Consider the following 19,481-nt stretch of genomic DNA (forward strand, 5'->3'; position numbering starts at 1 on the left):
AAGCTTACTCCTCCTTCCGGAACATGCCGAATAATTTGAGCTGGCCGATTGTAATCACAAATGTGATAAGCAGCAGCGCGATGCCGACAGCCGAGCCAAGACCCAGGTTGTTCTGTTCCAGCCCATTCCGGTACAAATAACCGACGATCGTCAAACCGATATCATTAGGTGAGCGGTTGCCGCTCCATAGCATATAACTCTCAGTGAACATCGAATATCCGCCATAAATGCTGATTGTAAACACATAGATGGAAATCGGCTTCAGCAGTGGAATTGTAATCCGGGAAAATTTATTCCACGTGGAAGCACCATCAATATCTGCTGATTCATACAATTCTCTCGGAATACTTTGCAAGCCGGCCATAAAATAGAGCAGATTAACACCAATCCAGCGCCACGCCGCCAGAATAACTAGCGTAAACATTGCCAGCCCGCTCTGGCCGAGCCAACGCTGCTTCTCAAAGCCAAGCCACATAACGAACGTATTCATCAGTGAGCCTTCCAGTTCACCGAAAGCAAGCCGGAATACCGTTCCCGCAACGACGACCGACGTCAAGGCAGGGATAAACAACGTTGAGCGAAAAAAGTTTTTAGCCACCATGACCTTCGAATTCAAGAAAACAGCGAGCACAAGCGGTACGGGAATTAGCACAAGTAACGTGAATAAGGTATATTTTGTGCTGTTCCAAAGGGCTTTCATGAAGGTCGGATTCCAAAGATCGCGGTAATTTTCTAAGCCAATATACTCCACCTGTCCGGGAAGGACCGATTGGAAGCTCATCGTGATTGCTGAAAAAACCGGATAAGCGAAGAAAATGAAAAAAGAAACGATAAATGGAAACACGAAGAAATATGGGGCGATTTGTTGTGAGTATAAAACGCTGGAGCGCTTTGTATTTCCTTTGAGTTCCGTGCTCTTAACGATCTCCGGGGAGCTGTTTGCCATCATAACCCTCCTTTCGAATGATGGTATCACCAGCCCCGCAGCAGACTGGCGATACCTTTGTTGCACTTCTTATTTCAACTGGCCGGCAATTTCATTTAATACCTTCCCTGGATCTTCCTTATCGAGCAAAATCCGTACTAGAGCCGTCGTTCTAAACATATCGGAAATCGCTGGTGTTTTCTCATTAATATTGACGCCTTCAATCTCGTCCTTCACTTCGGTCAGTACGTCGAAAATATCCGAACCAAAATAATCCGTGAATTTATTGGACTCTCTTAGCTCAGGAGCATCCCATACATCTGAGCGCAGCGGATCGAAACCAAGCTGTTTCCAAATTTCGATATTCCCTTCTCTTGAAAGCTTGGAAAATGCCAGAAATTGTTTGGCAAGATCTTGATGCTTGGACGTCTGGGTAACGGCAGTACCCGTCCCGCCCATACCTGCTGAACGAGGCTGTCCTTCTTCCCATGCCGGCATCGGCTTGATGACCATTTTTCCTTTCAGGTCAGGCATATAATCAGTGAAACGCCCCATGTACCACATTGGCATCCACACTGAGGCGGTACCGCCATCATTCATCAAACCGTAATACTCTTCCGAATGATGATTGCCGCCTGGGGCAGCAATTGCAATACCTTGCTCCATCAGATTCCGCTGAAAGTTAAGCGCTTTCAACATATCGGGACTTGTAATATTCAACTCGCCCGCAGCGGTTTGGAAATCAGCATCTCCAGGTGCCTGGGCAACCTGCGGCCACAGCGACCATAAGTCAGCCGTTTCAAGCGAAGTCATCGGAACACCGGTCCGATCAAGCACTTGCTTACCTGCCTCTTCGAAGTCGGCCCATGTCTTGATATCATCGGGGTTTACCCCGGCTTCATCAAGTATTTCCTTGTTATAATAAATAACGGCCGCACCAACGTGAAAGTCAATGCCGTAATATTGTCCTTCCTTCGAGTAAATATCTAACCGCGACTGAACCACATTGCTTTGTTCGGGCTCGATTACATCATTCAGGGCTACCAGCTGCGGGACCCCTTTGAGAAAGTTAGGGAATTTGTTCAGCTCAATATCGGCAATATCAGGCGCGCCAGTACCGGATTGAAGCGCTACCAGCAGCTTGTTGTGCATATCGTCATAGGGATAAACATTAGCGACCAATTGAATCGGTTTATCCGGATTAGCCTTATTCCAACGGTCGGCCATATCCTTGTAGAAGCTTTCATGAAGCTCATTAAACGTCCAAAATTCCAGTTTAGTGCCGGAACCGCTGTCCTCGCCGGCTTCTCCGCCATTTCCGGAGCAGGCTGCCAGCACAGCAGTAAGTAAAACGAGTAGAGAGAATACGGAAAGCAATTGCTTTTTCATTTCTTATCCCCCTTAAAATAAGTTTTATATGCTTAATCCCATTGGGATCAAAGCCGGCTTAAAAAGGAATGTCCATTTCAGTCATTTTAGTTTATATTATACTAAACTAATTTACACTTTTATAATATATAGGGCTGATTCTTTTGTCAATATGGAAATGTATGCGTTTTTTAGTTAATTTAATTTAGATTCTATTCAACCATATTCTTTGAAATTCGACAGAAACTATCGATAACCTAACTCACTCATTGCAATCCATAATTGTTATCAGCTGATAATGCATCGTTTTAACTAGCTCTGCCTATTAACAACCCCCTATCTTCTCAATACTTTTCTTTTGATTTATAATAAACTAAAACAATTACCGCCAAGAGAGGATGCGTTCCGCCTTGATCTATATAAAAGAGCTTCGTTCCGGTTTAAATATCTTTAAAGCTTTAAGTTCAGAAATCCGGATTGAAATCCTTGAGCTTCTAACGCAATACGATAGCCTTAATCTACACGAGATCGCCGAAAAACTAGGATTAACCAATGGTGCGATTACCATGCATATAAAAAAACTGGAACAAAGCGGACTGATCGATATAACAACAGCGGTAGGCAAGCATGGTATCCAGAAGATCTGTTATTTGAATGAAGACATGTTATCAGTCGAACTAAGAAAGAAAGGTGCGGAGAATGTGTATGAGGTCGAAATCAAAGTCGGCCATTACTGTGACTATCATGCCGAACCGACCTGCGGCTTGGCAACGAAGGATAGTATTATCGGGGAATTTGACAATCCCCGTTATTTTGCAGACCCTCAGCATATTAACGCGGGTATGGTATGGCTTACGAAAGGTTTTTTGGAATACAGAATCCCTAATTATCTCAAACCGAACCAGCGGTTCAGCGAGCTCCAGTTCATTATGGAATTAAGCTCGGAAGCACCGGGCTTCAACAACGAATACCCATCTGATATCGTCTTCAGTGTCAACAATGTCGAGCTCGGCATCTGGACCTCCCCTGGCGATTTTGGCAACGTGAAAGGGACATACAATCCGGAATGGTGGCCTCCCCACCTGAACCAATACGGGCTGATTAAGCTGCTTCGCATTAATGAAAACGGCACGTTCATTGACGGCTGCCTGATCTCCAATGTAACGATAGGCGATATTCAACTGCATGAAAACAAAGACATCAAATTTAAAATCGGCGTCTCGGAGACCGGCCAAGTAGGCGGCCTGACTATTTATGGCCAGAACTTCGGAAACTACAAGCAGGATCTTATCGCAAGAGTCATCTATAATGTCGTCGAGAAGTTCTAGGAGCAGCAGGGAACTGCAAGCCCTTCCTTTTGTAATTCTCAATTTCGGCCTTCTCCCCATCACGACTCAGGAAAAAATCATGTCGATAAATAATCATTCCCGTGAAGCAATTTGTGACAAACATTTTATCACAGACCTGATAAGATAATTTCAGTATTTCCTCAACAATGAATGGGAGCGAAGCCTATGGAACTAATTATTAATGAGAGTTTCGAGAATGAAACAATTACGTTTGACGGATTTAATTTTGTCGGTTGTACGTTTAAGAACTGCATCGTTATTATTACCTCTATGGATTTTGATTTTGAAAGATGCACCTTTACCGGCACCACCTTTCATGTCAATCCTCATATCCCCATCTTTCAAATTTCCCATCGGATCTCACAATCTTCTTGTGATGATATTGCATGTTTCTGGGATGGCGTTTATAAAGCCCCGGGAACAGATCTCCATGTTGTGAAATAATGTGATAACAGCTACAAAGCTGCCAGCCTTAAGCCAGGTTTCATAGTTTAAGGCTTTTTAGCTTGGGCTGACTGAAAAAAAAGTTTACATTTCATAGACAAAGTTGCTAGTTTCGTGATATAAATTAGTAAATTTAACTGCATACTTAAATAGATGAGGTGCCTTTGTATAAGCAAAGGGTAACAGGGAATCGGGTGAAAATCCCGAGCGGTCCCGCCACTGTAATCGGGGAGTTTTCTCTTTAGGACATGTCACTCGGGCAAACCCGGGGAAGACGGGAGAACACATTGATCCGAAAGCCAGGAGACCTACCTCAATCTATGCACCAAAGACGCCTTCGAGGAAAGGAGCGGTGTACGGATAGAAACGACGATCATAATAGATCTTGTCGTCTATTTAACACGTACCCTTGACCAATCCTGCAGGATTGGTCTTTTTCTGCATACTACGATTGAACGGAAAGGAAATGATACAATGTTTGCTGCAAAATCAACACGCTTTCTGCTGCTCGTCCTGGGGTTCGCAATTTATTTTACCGTAAATGAACCTCAAACCGCCTATGCCATGCATATTATGGAGGGTTTCCTCCCCCTTGGCTGGGCTATTTTCTGGTGGGCAATGTTCATACCCTTTTTCATTCTCGGACTGCGGGCTTTGATCAAAATTACAAAGGAAACGCCGGAGCTAAAAATCATGCTGGGTCTGGCCGGCGCCTTTACTTTCGTTCTGTCTGCACTGAAAATCCCGTCCGTAACGGGCAGCAGCTCTCACCCGACGGGGACAGGCTTAGGTGCTGTCATGTTCGGCCCGCTGCCGATGAGCGTGCTCGGGTCAATCGTCTTATTGTTCCAAGCCCTGCTGCTTGCCCATGGCGGATTGACCACGCTTGGCGCTAACGCCTTCTCGATGGCCGTCGCCGGCCCGATCATCGGCTACACCGTTTATAAATGGATGATGAGAGCCTCGGGAAGACAAAAGCTGTCCATTTTCGCAGCAGCAGCGCTGGCGAATCTGTCTACTTATGTCGTCACTTCGGTTCAATTATCTCTGGCGTTTCCGGCCGAGAGCGGCGGCTTCCTGGCTTCGCTTGCTAAATTCGGAGGCATATTTGCCGTCACCCAAGTCCCGCTGGCTATCAGCGAAGGGCTTCTGACCATCCTGATCTGGAACTGGCTGCAAAGCTACAATTCGGATGAACTTTCCATATTACAGCGTAAAATGAAAGGGGCTTAAGCAACATGAAAAACCGTACGACGAACGTCTTCATTTTGATCGCTGTTGTTCTATTGGCTGTGCTTCCTCTCCTTCTCGTGAACGGTGACTTCGGAGGCGCTGACGGAGCCGCTGAAGAAATGATCACCGAGATTCAGCCATCCTATGAGCCATGGTTTTCACCGCTTGTGGAGCCGCCCGCAGAAACGGAGAGCATGCTGTTTGCCCTGCAGGCAGCCATTGGAGCAGGTTTTATCGGATTTGCCTTCGGATGGTTCAAAGGAAAAGCTTCGAAGTCTAAATCGCAATGATCCGGTTGATTGATACGGTCTCTCATACGAACAAGCTGCGGTTCATCTCTCCCATGTGGAAAAGCGGATTCGCAGCCGCTCTCATTGTCATGGCTTACTTATCCCATCCGGTCGTTCAGCTCCTGATCGTCGGTTGGATGTTCATCTGGACAGCTCTCTATGCCGGGATCTCTGTAAAATTGTACAGTATGCTGATCGGAAGCTCTTGTCTGTTCTATACAGCGAGCCTGCCGGCAATTCTTATTGAATTTCAGGCTGCCGATTCTTTAGCGGGTGCAGGCGGCATCGTGACCCTTTTTTCATTCGCGCACTGGACAGCTTATGTCTCGGACTCCGGTATCCACAAAGCAGGCATCCTACTTATCCGGATTATCGCATGTTTATCCTGTTTTACATTTCTGATGCTGTCGACTCCCATGTCAGGCTTGTTTCAAGTAATGAAAAAAATGCGAATGCCCTCCATCGTGTTGGAGTTAATGCTGATCATGTACCGTTTTCTGTTTCTGCTCGGGGAAACAGCTCTTCAGATGTACACGGCTCAAAGGGCCCGTGGCGGCCATATAGGCTTCCGCAGCAAAATGAACGATATGGCGATCCTGATCGTTCGATTATTCGGCAGGACAATGCACCGGTACAAAGCTCTTTCACATGGTTTAGTGGCAAGAGGTTTCACGGAAGACATCCGCATGGCCCCGTACCAAGCAAATCCGGTACCGGTTCGATATCAATTAGAGATCTATGTTGGAATTATACTATTACTGCTCATTGAGCTATGGCTTCGCTGGAGGTGACAGAATGAATTCAATTATGGAAGCGCAAAATGTCTACTACAGTTATCCAGGCACTCAGACAAAGGCGCTTAATGGATTAACAATCCGTGTGCCTGAAGGCAAAAAAACAGCGATTTGCGGCCATAACGGGTCCGGTAAATCTACCTTTTTCCTTCATGCAATCGGTATTCAACGTCCTGCTGAAGGAGCCGTGTTATGGAAAGGCAAGCTGATGTCCTATCGCCGGGATGATCTGAGACAGCTCCGGCAGCATGTCGGGCTCGTCTTTCAGGATCCGGAGCAGCAGTTGATTCTAAGCACACCGCGCGAGGATGTTTCCTACGGTCTTCGCAATGCCAGAATACCCGAGTATGAAATTACAAAGCGCACAGATCTTCTGCTCATGTCCATGGGTTTGGAGCATTTGGCTGATACCCCGATCCATCACTTAAGTCTCGGTCAGAAAAAACGAGTCGCCCTGGCCGGCGTATTGCTCCTTGAGCCTGAACTGCTGCTGCTCGATGAACCGACTGCATACCTGGACCGCTTGTCCGAGCGGCAGTTGATTGAAGAGCTTGATCAAAGCCACAATAACGGCATTACCATCGTAATGGCGACGCATGATATGAACCTGGCCTATGCCTGGGCGGATTGGATCCTCGTCATGGACCACGGGAGATGTTTGCTGGAGGGTACGCCGGACGAAGTATTCAAACAAGAGGACCTGATTCTGTCTCTAGGGCTTGAGCTGCCCATGTTAGCTGAAGTCTGGTCAAATTTACCGGAATCCGTAAGAATGGAAAAGGCTCCTCCCCGCAGCATGGCTGAGTTCAAGAAGCGGATGAAGAAACAATAAAGGTGCCCTGCTTGTCTCCTGTATTTCAGAAGAAGACAATGCCAGCGGCACCTGATAGAATAATAATCGTGAACGGATGAAGCTTGTACTTTAAAATGGCATATATAGAGCCCGCGCAAATGATCAAGGTTGCCAGTGTTGTCCAGCTAAATAGCTGTTCAGACTGTCCGAGAAAACCGAAATGGATCGCCGCATAAATGATCAACCCTGTTACAATTGGCCTCAAACCGTAAAACGATGATTTTAACAGCTTATGGTCATGGATCCGGTAAAACAAAGCGGATACCAGAATAATGAGGATGAGTGAAGGTAAGATTATGCCAACTGTAGATGCTAAAGCCCCTGTCAAGCCTGCTGTTTGATAACCGATCAGGGTGGCACTGTTGGTCGCGATCGGTCCAGGGGCCATACCTGCAAGTGCTATTGCCTCCTGGAATTCGCTCGTTGTCAGCCAGTCTTGAGAGGATACCTCATGCTCGATCATCGGAAGCACCGCATACCCGCCTCCAAAGGAGATAAACCCCATTTTTACAAATGTAATAAATAACTGCCACAGCATCCTTCCCACCCCCATTCAAACACTGCTCATTCAAATTAGATGTAATATTCGGGATATATAAGCTCCTGCTTTCGATTATCCGATTCCGGCTGTTTCTCCATAAATACCTTTATGCCGAGTCGTTCCTTAATTCTGACAAGCAGAATTCCCGCCGCTATGCCCAGCATAATGACATAGATGGGGTGAATGGCCGCAAACAACAATAGACCAACCGTTACAATCAGTAGTACGGTCGTTGTCTTGTCTATGATCGAAGCTTTCGCCATCCGGTAAGCGGCCAAAATAATCAATGCGATAATAGCGCCATGGATTCCCTTCAGAGCTGCTTCCACTTTGGGATGATCCTGAAAAACCATATAAAATACACTTAAGACAAGAATAATGAGGAAGGTAGGCAGCGTAATGCCGATTACCGCCGACACCGCACCTGCGACACCCGCAACCCGGTATCCCACAAACGCTGCCGCATTCACCCCGACGCCGCCGGGAGCAGATCCCGCCAGGGACACCATATCCGCCATTTCATCTTCACTAATCCAACGTCTCTTCCCTACAATTTCGCGTTCAATTACCGGTATCATCGCATAACCCCCACCGAAGGTGGAAGGACCGATTTGCAGAAAGGCCCAAAACAATTCCAGAAGCTTTGTTAAACGTTCCATCACAGCATGGAGCATGATGCTCACCCCTTTTTCAATTCCGTTATCTTTATTGTATCATCTTTATTCCATTTTGGAATTAACTTTTCGATTTTTTATTATAACTAATATTTATTAAGCGTATCACGTCTGTTTAATCATAGTTTCCAGATTGGTTTTTACCATTTCAGAAAAAACTTCATCACTAATCTGGTAAAACTCGTTTCTTACCTATATAATGAGAGATATCAAAATCCGATTAGTTTACTTGGATAAATGGGGAGAACCAATGAAATCATCCATTCCTACTGCAAAAAAACGGCTGTTTGAGCGGATTGCCCATTATGGTACGGTATCAAAAGCCGAGCTTCAAAGCGAAGTATCGATGAAAAGCAGCAGCTTGACGCGTTTGCTCGATGACTTGACCGCTTCCGGTATCATAACCGAATCCGGGTTAGGCGAGTCAACAGGCGGCAGACGCCCCATTTTATATTCCTGCAATTCTGATTACGGTTATCTATTCGGTTTGGATATTTCCAGGGTCACCTCCACTTTAGGCCTTTTTGACCTGACGATGAAACCGTTATCGCTTATCAGATGGAGGATGGATGAACACATGACACCGGAGCATTTCACCCGCCAAGTGGAGGCAGGAGCCCGGCAGATGCTCATCGATCATGGCGTGCAGCCGGATAAACTGATTGGAATTGGAATTGGAGCTGTCGGCCCGCTGGATCCGGAACGGGGTATGATTCTGGAGCCGCTGTTTTTTCCTGCCGAGGGCTGGAGTCACATTGCCATATGCAAGGAGCTGGAACAGCGTCTTGCAATCCCCGCTTATCTTGAAAACGGAGCAAATACAGCATTAATCGGAGAACATTGGGCGGTCCGGCTGCGGAACGTCCACCACATGCTGTATGTGCATGCAGGGGTAGGACTGCGCTCATCCATGATGTCGGATGGCCGCATTGTACGGGGTTCTATTGATCAGGAGGGCTCAATCGGACAGATGATTATTCAAAGCGATGGCCCAAGGCTTCAGGAGGGCGGTAATTACGGTGCATTAGAAGCGTTCGTCTCGCTGCAGGCTGTTGTAAATCAAGTCCGTTCCGATATTAAAAGAGGCAGAGAGAGCATATTGAGCGCCTATAGGAACAGGCCCGATGACATTGATTTCGACCGGATTGTTGAAGCCGCTCGGCAAGGTGACGCCTTAGCACGGGAACAATTTGTTCAGACAGCCACCTATTTCGGAATCGGCTTAGCTAATCTGATCAACATCCTCCATCCTGAGGAGGTCATCCTTGGCGGCCCTTTAGTGGGCGCTCACGATGCCTTCTACGATACAGCCATCACGATTGCCAGGCAGAACACCTACTATTATCCGGATTATCAGCCCCGCTTCTCCAAAGGCATTCTAAAGGAAGATGCGGTTGCCACTGGTGCCGCTGTTATGGTTATGAAGCAAATGGCTTTATAAATACGAAAACTCAAGAAAAAAGCCGTTCCTGCGCAGTTAAAAACTACTTTTGGAACGGCTCCTCATTTATTTTACCTCCGGTTTGTTCATAATCCAGGCATGCTCCGGATCGTTATGGAACTTCCACGTCCGGACAGGTCCGGCCATCACATTCAAATAATAGACCTCATAGCCCGGCGGGGCGGACACCGGATGATATCCCCTCGGCACCATAACCGTCTCGCCATCCTTTACGATGACGGTCTCGTCAAGCGAACGGTCGTCGGTATAGACACGCTGAACCGCAAAGCCCTGCTCCGGCTGCACCTTGTAATAATACGTCTCCTCCAGCAGCGACTCCTCAGGCAGTGCATCCCGGTCATGCTTGTGCGGCGGATAGCTGGACCAGTGACCCTCCGGAGTAAACACCTCGACGACAAGCAGGCTGTCGGCCGCCTCCTGCTCCGGCAAAATGTTATGAATTTGCCGTTTGATATTTCCGAATCCGCGCTGCTCCACACCAACCTGCTCCGGGCGGATCAAGCGGGCTTTATGGTTCCCCTCGCCGGGCGCAATGCATACTGCAAGCTCCAGCTCCGTTAGCGCATCTACCTCATAACGGTCACTGTTTGGCACATAGACGGAATATGGCGGTATTTTCTCAAATATACTCATCCGCTGGCCGATATCTGACCATGAAACTTCGCTTGTTTTTACATTTGCCCTGCCGCTAAGCAGCACTAAGCATATTTCCTGATCTCCCGTTTCGCGGGCCAGCTTTTGTCCTGCAGCCAGCTTCACCACCTGAAATCCGACATACTGCCAGCCCGCTAATTCGGGTGTCACGGACAGGACTGTTCCATCATGGTCCGGTGTTAACTTCGGCTTGACTATCAAATTAGACATAACCGCTCACTCCTTCCGTTTGTCCTCGTTACACCTTCTCGACAATCGATTGATTATACAGCTCCAACACTTCGCTTATTTTCACAGGTCTTCCGAGCTGATGGGACAGCTTAGCGGCTAACGCGATTTGCTCCGCCTTCATGCCGTCTTCACCGGTTACATGTACGATTTGATCATGAAGGATACATTGGATAAATTGCTCGGTTTCATCAAGATATGCGCCCGTGTAACGTTCGAGGAAAAAGTTCAGCGGTTTATCCCGCATAATTCCCTCTGCCGTGCTGACTTCAGCTGTATTCGGATGGTCATTGGTTACCGCAACGTTTCCCTTGGAGCCAAAGACCTCCACCCGCTGGTCATATCCGTAAACGGCTTGACGGCTGTTATCGATCACACCGAGCGCGCCATTGTCGAAGCGCAGCGTGACGATCGCAGTATCTAAATCACCGTACTTGGCAAAGACAGGATTAATCAATACGTTGCCCTGCGCATACACCTCGGCGACTTCGCTGCCGGACAAATAGCGGGCTAAGTCAAAGTCGTGGATCATCATATCCATAAAGATACCGCCGGATACCTGAATATACTCCTCATGCGGAGGATTCGGATCCCGGGAAGTAATCTTCACAATATGCGGGGCGCCGATCGTTCCTGATTGCACATGCTCGCGTATCCGCTTGAAGTTATGGTCAAAGCGGCGGTTAAATCCGATCTGCAGCTTGACGCCCGCTTCACGGGCTGCTGTGACTGCTTCCATCGTGTGGGTAATGTCCATGCTGACAGGCTTTTCGCAAAAAATATGCTTGCCGGCCACCGCAGCTTGTTTAATGAGCGGTGCATGCGTATTGGTCGATGAGCAAATAAATACGGCATCGATCTTTGGGTCGTCAATGATCTCGTTGCTGTCCTTTGTGATGTTCGTTATCCCTCGCCGGGCAGCCCAGCTCTCCAGCTCAGGACCGGCGAACAGATCGCTGACCGCTGCGATTTCCACCTGCGGCAGCCGGAGCAGGTTATCCGCGTGAATTTTCCCGATCCGCCCGGCGCCGATGATGCCGATTCTCACTTTTTTCATGAAGCTCTTCCTCCCGCCTGGCCTGAACTGCCGAATAATTGGATTTTTGACTTTACCGATGCCTTAATTGCTTCTTTTGCCGGAATGAGGTAATTACGCGGATCGTACGCTTCCGGATGCTGGTCCAGGAAGCTTCGAATCGCCTGTGTGCAAACGATCTGATTATCGGTGTTCACATTGATTTTACATGTTCCCATAGCGATTGCCTGCCTGATTTCCTCATCCGGCAGCCCGCTCCCGCCATGCAGCACAAGCGGCAAGCCTGTCAAACGCCGGATCTCTCCCATGCGTTCAAAGCCCAGCTTCGGCTGCCCCCGATACGGGCCGTGTACCGACCCGAGCGCAGGAGCCAGACAATCGATCTGTGTTTCCCGGACCATTCGGACGCATTGCTCCGGCACCGCATACATGCCCTCCGCTTCGTCGACGGCAAGATCATCCTCCCGCCCGGTAATCCTTCCGAGCTCAGCTTCAACCGTTGCCCCGAGCGCATGTGCGGTCTGGACCACCCGTTGGGTGATGTCGATATTGCGTTCCAGCGGATGATGGAACGCATCGATCATGACGGATGTGAAGCCCGCATGAAGCGCCTGAACGCAAACCTCGTAAGTGGAGCCGTGATCCAAATGAAGGGCGACCGGCGCAGTAATGCCGTAATGCCCGACCAGCCCCTTTACCATAGCAGCGATCGTAAACAGACCGCCCATATACGGAATATAAGCTTCGCTGACGCCCAGAATGACCGGAGCCTGCTCCTCCTGTGCGGCCTGAAGAATCGCCTGCGTAAATTCCAGGTTGTTGAGATTAAACTGCCCAACGGCATAGCCGCCTTCCAGAGCTTGAGTGAGCATTTCCTTCATGGATACAAGAGCTACCATCTGGCCGTCACCATCTTCTTGCGTGTGTAGAATTCTACGCCGTCTGTGCCGTTGGCATGAAGGTCGCCATAGAACGATTTCTTCCAGCCGGAGAACGGGAAGAAAGCCATCGGCGCCGGAACGCCAAGATTAATGCCCAGCATGCCCGCATCGATCGTTTCCCGGAACTGCCTGACGCTGCTGCCGTTTTGGGTAAACAGACAGGCCCCGTTCGCAAAATCAGAACGATTCGACAGTTCAATCGCTTCCTCCAACGTGGCAACCCGTACAATCGACAGGACCGGTGCGAAGATTTCATCCTCCCAAATCTTCATTCCACCCTGTACCTGGTCAAAGATCGTCGGCCCGACAAAGTAGCCCTCGCCATCCACTGCGGTATCTTTACGGCCGTCTCGGATAAGCAAAGCGCCCTCATTTTCGCCGGTTTCGATATATTTTATGGTCCGTTCCTTATGTGGTCCACGGATGACCGGGCCAAGGAACACCCCTTCGTCCATGCCGTTTCCGATCGTAATTTGATCCGCCGCTTCTACCAGCTTGTTCACCAGCGTGTCCCCGATTTCGCCAACGGCCACCACAACCGAACAGGCCATACAACGCTCGCCTGCTGAACCAAAGGAGGCATTGATGATTTCTTTGACCGCAGCATCCAGATCCGCATCCGGCATGATGATGGAGTGATTTTTGGCACCAGCCAGCGCTTGTACCCGTTTGCCGTTTGCCGATGCTGTCTTATACACATACTCCGCTACCGGCTGGGAACCGACAAAGGAAACGGCTTTGACGTCCGTATGCTCGAGAATGCCATTCACAACGTCTCGGGCGCCATGGACGATATTGAGCACGCCCTCCGGCAGCCCCGCTTCGGCAAACAGCTCTGCAAGCCGGTTCGCCAGCAGCGGCGTGCGTTCCGAGGGTTTCAGCACAAAGGTGTTGCCGCATGCAATCGCAAGCGGGAACATCCAGCACGGCACCATCATCGGGAAGTTAAACGGTGTAATGCCGCCGATTACGCCAATCGGGTAACGGTACATGCCGGATTCCAGATTCGAAGCGATATCCGGCAGCTGCTTGCCCATCATCAGGTTCGGCGCTCCGGCGGCAAACTCTACGCATTCAATGCCGCGCAGCACTTCTCCATAGGCTTCGTTGTAGCTTTTGCCGTTCTCCTTGGTCACCAGCTGCGCCAGCTCTTCCCAATGATCCACCAGCAGCTGCTGGTATTTGAATAACACACGCGCGCGCTTCGGCACCGGCGTGCGGCTCCAGCATTGGAACGCTTCGCCGGCTGCTTGTACAGCGCGATCCACATCCGATTTCGCCGACAAAGGCACATAGGCCAAAATTTCTTCCGTTGCCGGGTTATATACGGCATCGGTTTGCGAGGCAGACGATTCCACCCAAGCCCCGCCGATCCAGTTTTTCAATGTTTGTGCCATGTTGATTGATCTCCCTTCAATTATCCCTGATTAGAATTAAGAGGCCGTTATTTCTCCGCGTTCACAGCGCGTTATATAGTCATTCACCTGATCGGCCGTTGGCATCGCATCCGAGCAGCTGTGACTGGATATGACGATGCAGGCCGCCGCGCTGCCGAATTCCATGCTTTTCTCGAGCGTCCAGCCCTGCATGACCCCGTACAAAAATCCTGCTGCATACGAATCGCCCGCGCCGAACGTCTTCACAACCTTGGCGGGATAGCTTTTTGCCTTGTGTCCTGTGCCGTCCCGGGTATAAGCGATGGAGCCGTCTTTGCCGTGTTTGATAATCACAATTTTGGCGGAATAATCGAACCATTTGGCTGCCGTCACCTGGTCGCTGTGCTCCGGATTCTGCTCAAAGCGCTCCATCATATCGAACTCTTCGCGCGTGCCGAGGATCATGTCGCATTTTTCAGCTGCCAGGTTGTAGTAGGCAGAGGTTTCTTCCGCTGATTTCCAGGTATAAGGGCGGTAATCGAGATCAAAGACAATGACTGCGCCGTGTTTTTTTGCATAATAGAGCGCCTGAAACACTGCTTCTCTTGACGGACTTTCGGCAAGCGCTGTCCCTGAAATTAACAGCACCTTCGTCCTGGCAATAAGCTCCTCCTGGACTTCCTCCGGTGTCAGCTTGAGATCGGCGGCATTATCGCGGTACATCAGAATGCTGCAATCCGTAGGGCTCTTAATTTCCGTAAAAGCAAGTCCGGTCACCGCTCCGGTATGATCCGTCACAACGTTGGACGTATCGATGTTATTGCGCTGTAAGTAACTATGGATAAACCGGCCCATTTGATCATCCGCGATTTTGCCGATAAATGAAGTTTTCAAGCCCAACCGGGACATACCGATCGTAATATTCGCCGGAGAACCGCCGACATATTTCGTGAACGTCATCGTTTCTTCCATCGGGCGGTGAATTTCGTTGGCATTCAAGTCAATACACAGCCTGCCGATGGCAACAAAATCAAGTGACCTTTCATCGGGAAATTGTACATAGCTCATAATGGCTGCCTCCCTGTTGGCGATAATAATGATTCCATATATTCAAGTGATTTCTTGGCATATTCATAGGCGGGATGCACCGCCGGATCCTGTTCCCCTTCGAGCATCGCCCAGCCGCCGTACCCTCTTCCGACCAGCTCATCGAATATGGGCCCGAAGTCAAGGCAGCCGTCGCCGGGTACCGTAAATACGCCATTGCGAATGCAGGTAATAAAGTCCGCCTTTTCTGCCCTCGACTGATCCAGCACTTCCTGGCGAATGTCCTTCAGATGCACATAGGCAATCCGGTCAAAATGCCTGCGCAGCACCTGCAGCGGATCGGCTCCGCCATAGTAGGCATGGCCGGTATCAAACAGCAGGTAAACGAGCGAAGGATCCGTCATCTCCATGAGACGGTCGATTTCTTCCGGCTGCTCCACAACCGTCCCCCCGTGGTGATGATACGTCAGCTTTAACCCGTATTCCTGTGCAATCGCTCCAGCCTCATTAAGACCTTCAGCGAGGCTTCTCCACCCTGCTTCATCCAGGCGCTGCACTTCCTTTTCATTCGGCGAGCGCCGCGGATCGAAATGCTGGGAACCGCCGATCTCGCAGGTGCTGATCACCTTGCTTCCCATGTCCTGCAGAAACGCCGCGTGCTCACGATAAGCCTGGAGCTCGGTTTCACGGTATGAAGGGTCGGAGAACAGCACCGACTTCCACTGTGAGACAAGCTGAATTCCACGTTCGGATAATTCCTGCTTCAATACCGCCCGGTCGGCGGGATATTTGCGGCCCATTTCGGTGCCGGCCAGGCCCAATTCTTGTATTTCGTCTAAAATTTGCTCATAAGTCGTCTGGTCGCCATGCTCCTTCACATCTTCCCCTACCCAATTAATAGGATGGATGCCGATTTTAAAAGGAAACGTGCTCATGAAGGTTTGCCCCTTTCCATCGTTATCATTGGAAGTCAGATGAGTTTAACCGACCCGGTGTAGCGCTTCATTTCTTCATGCGCCGCCAAGACTTTCTCGCTGACGGACACTTCCGGTACACCGACATTCCACCAGGATTCGTAACCGCCTGTATTCGTGCCGGCCACCACCGGAATCTCGATCAAGGTGGTCACCGTCTCCTTCTTCGCTTGCTCCAATGCTTCCTGCAGCTCTTCCGCCGTACTGGCTTTATAAGCTTTCGCGCCCAAGCTGCGGGCATGCGCGGCGAAATCGATCTGCAGATAGTTCCCCGTCAACCGCCCGGTATCTTGCGAGCGATAGCGGAACTCGTTGCCGAAGCCATCGCTGCCATTACCCGTCTGCAGGTTGTGGATGCATTGATACCCGTGATTATCGAGCAGCAGCACCGTAATTTTCCGGCCTTCCTGCAGGCTTGTGATTAATTCGGAATGAAGCATTAAATAACTCCCGTCTCCGACAATCGTATACACCTCACGATCCGGCTCAGCCAGCGCGACCCCGAAAGCGCCGCTTACCTCATACCCCATGCAGGAGAAGCCGTATTCCATATGGTAGGTTTTCGGCTGCACCGGACGCCATACCCGGTGAAGATCGCCCGGCAGGCTGCCTGCAGCGCATACAATGACGGCCGATTCATCGATCGTTTCATTAATCACGCCCAGCACACGCGTCTGCGACAGCCCGTCCTCATGCTCAGCAGCATATAAACGGTCAACTTCCGCATTCCACTGCCCTTTCAGCTCTGCGATCTCGTAAACTTCGTATCCCGTGCGATAGTTTGCGGCCGCCAACACCTCGTGCAGCGCTTTCAAACCGGCTCTGGCATCGGCTGTGACGGACACACCGCTCAGCTTAGACGAATCGAAAGCGCTCACATTCAGGTTCACAAACTGTACCGATTCGTTACGGAACGCATATTTCGATGATGTTGTGAAATCCGAATAACGGGTGCCGATGCCGATAATTAAATCTGCATCCGCCGCCAGCCGGTTCGCTGCCAACGTACCGGTAACGCCTACACCGCCAACATTGAGCGGATGGTTCCAGGGAAGGACGCTTTTCCCGGCTTGTGTCTCCGCCACCGGGATGCCGAACGCTTCTGCGAAAGCCGCAAGCTCCGGCATTGCATTTGCATATAAAACACCACCGCCGGCAATAATTAACGGCTTGCGCTTTCCGGCTATTAAGACCGCTGCCCGCAACACCGCTTCCGGAGCCGGGGGACGGCGATCCATGTAATGTACCTTCTTCTCGAAGAAAGAAGCCGGATAATCATAAGCTTCCGCCTGTACATCCTGAGGCAGTGATAAGGTGACCGCACCGGTCTCTGCAGGGTCGGTCAGCACTCGCAAAGCCTGGATCGCCGCTGTCATTAACTGCTCCGGCCTCACGATACGATCCCAGTATTTGCTGACGGATTTGAACGGATCATTCGCCGATACCGTATAATCCGCCTGTACCTCAAGCTGCTGAAGGACAGGGTCCGGTTGTCTTGAGGCAAAGTTATCCCCCGGCAGCAGCAGTACAGGAATCCGGTTCACGGTGGCGGTTGCTGCCGCCGTAACCATATTCAAAGCGCCCGGACCGATGGAAGATGTACAGGCAAAAATTTGCAGCCGGTTTTTTTGTTTTGCGAAAGCGGTTGCAGCATGAACCATCCCTTGCTCGTTTTTACCTTGGATATACGTCAAGCTTCCCGCGCTTCTCTCCAGCGCCTCGCCGATGCCAGTCACATTCCCATGACCGAATATTCCCATTACCCCGCGAACAAACTTCGTCTCCACCCCGTCGATAGATACATATTGATTGTCGAGAAAGCGAAGCAGCGCTTGTGCCATTGTTAATCGAATCGCACTCATTATTAACCCCTTCCTCATCAAGGTATAGCGCTTAATCATCGGTGTAGATTGTAGGTTAAGCGCTTAATTTAACTAGAATATACATTAGTTTTTATGATTTGACAATGCTTTTTATGAAGCAAATTACTCATTGCGAGCAACAAACTTCCATGAGTGCATATACGAAAGGAGTCCGTTTTCTTCTGTTTCGAAGATGGCGGACTCCTTTTGAACCGGCACTGAAGGGTAAATGTAAATCAGCTCACTCTTTAACAGCTGTCGATTGGCGGATAATCAGCTCCGGCCGGAGCACAACGCGTTCTTCCGCGGGGGGCTGCCCCTCCAGCTTTTGAATTAATGAATCCACCGCCATCTTCCCCATTAGCTCTGTCGGCTGTGCAACCGTTGTGAGTGTCGGATCCGTAACGGTCGCCAGAATCGTATTATCAAAGCCAATAATGGAAACATCATGCGGCACCCGCAGGCCGAGCTCTTTGGCCGCCCGAAGTGTACCGATCGCGAGCAGATCGTTACAGCAGAATATTGCGGAAGGCCGATCTGGCTGTTGAAGCAGCTCCAACGCCTTTTCCTTACCCTCCTTCAGCAAGTCGTCTTCGCAGGCTTTAATCCGGCTTTCTGCCAATGCATGCCCGGCCTGCACCAACGTCTCCCGAAATCCCCGAATGCGTTCGCGGCTGCTGCTGACTGTCGCTTTTTCCGCCAGTACGGCGACTCTGGAATGCTTCAATTCAAGAAAGTGGCGTGCCGCTAAGCTGCCTCCGACAAAATCATCGACAATAACGGTCTGCATCGCCAGATTCGTTTCCGCTTCTCTGGCAACCATTACAACCGGTATGGACTTCATAAGCTTTATCAGCGCTTCCTTATTTTCCATGCCGGTACCAATAATTAAGCCATCCACGCTTTTTTGCAGCATCAGCGACAAATATCGTTCTGCACGCTCCATTTTATTGTCGGTGCTGCACATAATGATGCTGTAGCCGCGGTGGTCTCCCTGATCCTCGACAGCCCTTGCAATTTCTGAAAAGAACGGGTTGGATATATCTGGGACAAGCAGGCCGATTGTATAGGTTTTCTTGCCGGTCAATGCCGCTGCGATTACGCTCGGCCGATAATTGAGCCTTTCCATGACCTGTAAAATCTCCTGCCGCCGTTCTTCGCTTATCTTCCCTTTTCCGTTAATCACCTGTGACACTGCCGCTATCGAAACGCCTGCCTCCCGGGCCACATCATAAATTGTCGCTTTCATCGCCAAATCCTCATTCGTGTATGTAAGTTTATTTCTTTCATTATGAATACAAAGAATTGATCTTGCAACAATAGAATGGGAGCGAACGCCGAGGGAAGGAAAAGGGCAAGGCTGAAACCACTAGAGTGAAAGGCTGGGCGAAGCCCAGCCCCTCCTCATCAAACCGTACGTGAGGTTTTCC

Annotated in this window: 19 protein-coding genes and 1 riboswitch; of the genes, 7 read left to right on the plus strand and 12 right to left on the minus strand. The window is 49.8% G+C overall.

The annotated features are described in order from the left end of the window. Positions 1–4 precede the first annotated feature (4 nt). Both IEW11_RS18100 and IEW11_RS18105 read right to left on the minus strand, forming a co-directional pair. Positions 5–946 carry a carbohydrate ABC transporter permease gene (locus IEW11_RS18100; protein WP_188532470.1) on the minus strand — a complete coding sequence of 314 codons (942 nt, stop codon included), beginning with the start codon at positions 944–946 and terminating at the stop codon, positions 5–7. Positions 947–1,015: 69 nt separating this feature from the next. Beyond that, a complete protein-coding gene (locus tag IEW11_RS18105) occupies positions 1,016–2,314 on the minus strand; it encodes an ABC transporter substrate-binding protein (protein WP_188532471.1) in 1,299 nt (432 codons plus the stop codon). A gap of 389 nt (positions 2,315–2,703) precedes the next feature. On the opposite strand from IEW11_RS18105, the gene IEW11_RS18110 reads away from it, so the two are divergent. The 6 genes from IEW11_RS18110 (at position 2,704) to IEW11_RS18135 (ending at position 7,235) form a co-directional block, all read left to right on the plus strand. Then, entirely contained in the window at positions 2,704–3,621 is a 918-nt protein-coding gene (locus tag IEW11_RS18110) for an ArsR/SmtB family transcription factor (protein WP_188532472.1), read from the plus strand. Between the two features lie 186 nt (positions 3,622–3,807). Then, entirely contained in the window at positions 3,808–4,086 is a 279-nt protein-coding gene (locus IEW11_RS18115) for a hypothetical protein (protein ID WP_188532473.1), read from the plus strand. Between the two features lie 140 nt (positions 4,087–4,226). Then, a riboswitch (cobalamin riboswitch) is annotated at positions 4,227–4,416 on the plus strand. 144 nt (positions 4,417–4,560) lie between these two features. Beyond that, entirely contained in the window at positions 4,561–5,319 is a 759-nt protein-coding gene (locus IEW11_RS18120) for an energy-coupling factor ABC transporter permease (RefSeq protein ID WP_188532474.1), read from the plus strand. A 5-nt stretch (positions 5,320–5,324) separates the two neighbouring features. Then, positions 5,325–5,609 (plus strand): energy-coupling factor ABC transporter substrate-binding protein, encoded by a 285-nt coding sequence (locus tag IEW11_RS18125; protein ID WP_188532475.1) that lies wholly within the window; start codon positions 5,325–5,327, stop codon positions 5,607–5,609. Further along, complete coding sequence (cbiQ, locus tag IEW11_RS18130) at positions 5,606–6,400, plus strand: cobalt ECF transporter T component CbiQ (RefSeq protein ID WP_188532476.1); 795 nt, start codon at positions 5,606–5,608, stop codon at positions 6,398–6,400. The genes IEW11_RS18125 and cbiQ overlap by 4 nt, the downstream gene beginning before the upstream one ends. Before the next feature lie 4 nt (positions 6,401–6,404). Next, entirely contained in the window at positions 6,405–7,235 is an 831-nt protein-coding gene (locus IEW11_RS18135) for an energy-coupling factor ABC transporter ATP-binding protein (protein ID WP_188532477.1), read from the plus strand. A gap of 25 nt (positions 7,236–7,260) precedes the next feature. On the opposite strand, the gene IEW11_RS18140 is transcribed toward IEW11_RS18135, so the two are convergent. Both IEW11_RS18140 and IEW11_RS18145 read right to left on the minus strand, forming a co-directional pair. Then, positions 7,261–7,794: a chromate transporter gene (locus tag IEW11_RS18140; RefSeq protein ID WP_188532478.1), complete on the minus strand. Its 534-nt coding sequence runs from the start codon at positions 7,792–7,794 to the stop codon at positions 7,261–7,263. A 35-nt stretch (positions 7,795–7,829) separates the two neighbouring features. Then, positions 7,830–8,471: a chromate transporter gene (locus IEW11_RS18145; protein ID WP_188532479.1), complete on the minus strand. Its 642-nt coding sequence runs from the start codon at positions 8,469–8,471 to the stop codon at positions 7,830–7,832. Between the two features lie 250 nt (positions 8,472–8,721). Here IEW11_RS18145 and IEW11_RS18150 point away from each other — a divergent pair, with 250 nt between their 5' ends. Next, positions 8,722–9,912, plus strand: a complete 1,191-nt coding sequence (locus IEW11_RS18150) for an ROK family protein (protein WP_188532480.1) — start codon at positions 8,722–8,724, stop codon at positions 9,910–9,912. 66 nt (positions 9,913–9,978) lie between these two features. On the opposite strand, the gene iolB is transcribed toward IEW11_RS18150, so the two are convergent. The 8 genes from iolB to IEW11_RS18190 form a co-directional block, all read right to left on the minus strand. Then, complete coding sequence (iolB, locus tag IEW11_RS18155; protein WP_188532481.1) at positions 9,979–10,797, minus strand: 5-deoxy-glucuronate isomerase; 819 nt, start codon at positions 10,795–10,797, stop codon at positions 9,979–9,981. Positions 10,798–10,825: 28 nt separating this feature from the next. Then, positions 10,826–11,872, minus strand: a complete 1,047-nt coding sequence (gene iolG / locus IEW11_RS18160) for an inositol 2-dehydrogenase (protein WP_188532482.1) — start codon at positions 11,870–11,872, stop codon at positions 10,826–10,828. Then, positions 11,869–12,750 (minus strand): class II fructose-1,6-bisphosphate aldolase, encoded by an 882-nt coding sequence (gene fba, locus IEW11_RS18165; RefSeq protein WP_229725419.1) that lies wholly within the window; start codon positions 12,748–12,750, stop codon positions 11,869–11,871. The genes iolG and fba overlap by 4 nt, the downstream gene beginning before the upstream one ends. Further along, positions 12,744–14,189: a CoA-acylating methylmalonate-semialdehyde dehydrogenase gene (locus IEW11_RS18170; RefSeq protein WP_188532483.1), complete on the minus strand. Its 1,446-nt coding sequence runs from the start codon at positions 14,187–14,189 to the stop codon at positions 12,744–12,746. The genes fba and IEW11_RS18170 overlap by 7 nt, the downstream gene beginning before the upstream one ends. Positions 14,190–14,225: 36 nt before the next feature. Further along, the gene (iolC, locus tag IEW11_RS18175; protein WP_188532484.1) at positions 14,226–15,236 is read right to left on the minus strand and encodes a 5-dehydro-2-deoxygluconokinase; all 1,011 of its coding nucleotides are present in this window, start codon (positions 15,234–15,236) and stop codon (positions 14,226–14,228) included. Next, positions 15,233–16,150, minus strand: coding sequence for a myo-inosose-2 dehydratase (iolE, locus tag IEW11_RS18180; protein ID WP_188532485.1), 918 nt, complete (start codon positions 16,148–16,150; stop codon positions 15,233–15,235). Before iolE ends, iolC begins: the two co-directional genes overlap by 4 nt. Positions 16,151–16,185: 35 nt before the next feature. Beyond that, a complete protein-coding gene (gene iolD / locus IEW11_RS18185; RefSeq protein ID WP_188532486.1) occupies positions 16,186–18,051 on the minus strand; it encodes a 3D-(3,5/4)-trihydroxycyclohexane-1,2-dione acylhydrolase (decyclizing) in 1,866 nt (621 codons plus the stop codon). A 241-nt stretch (positions 18,052–18,292) separates the two neighbouring features. Further along, positions 18,293–19,300 (minus strand): LacI family DNA-binding transcriptional regulator, encoded by a 1,008-nt coding sequence (locus tag IEW11_RS18190; protein WP_188532487.1) that lies wholly within the window; start codon positions 19,298–19,300, stop codon positions 18,293–18,295. Positions 19,301–19,481: the final 181 nt, after the last annotated feature.

Origin of the sequence: Paenibacillus abyssi (assembly GCF_014640295.1) — a bacterium.
Lineage (GTDB): Bacteria > Bacillota > Bacilli > Paenibacillales > Paenibacillaceae > Paenibacillus_D > Paenibacillus_D abyssi.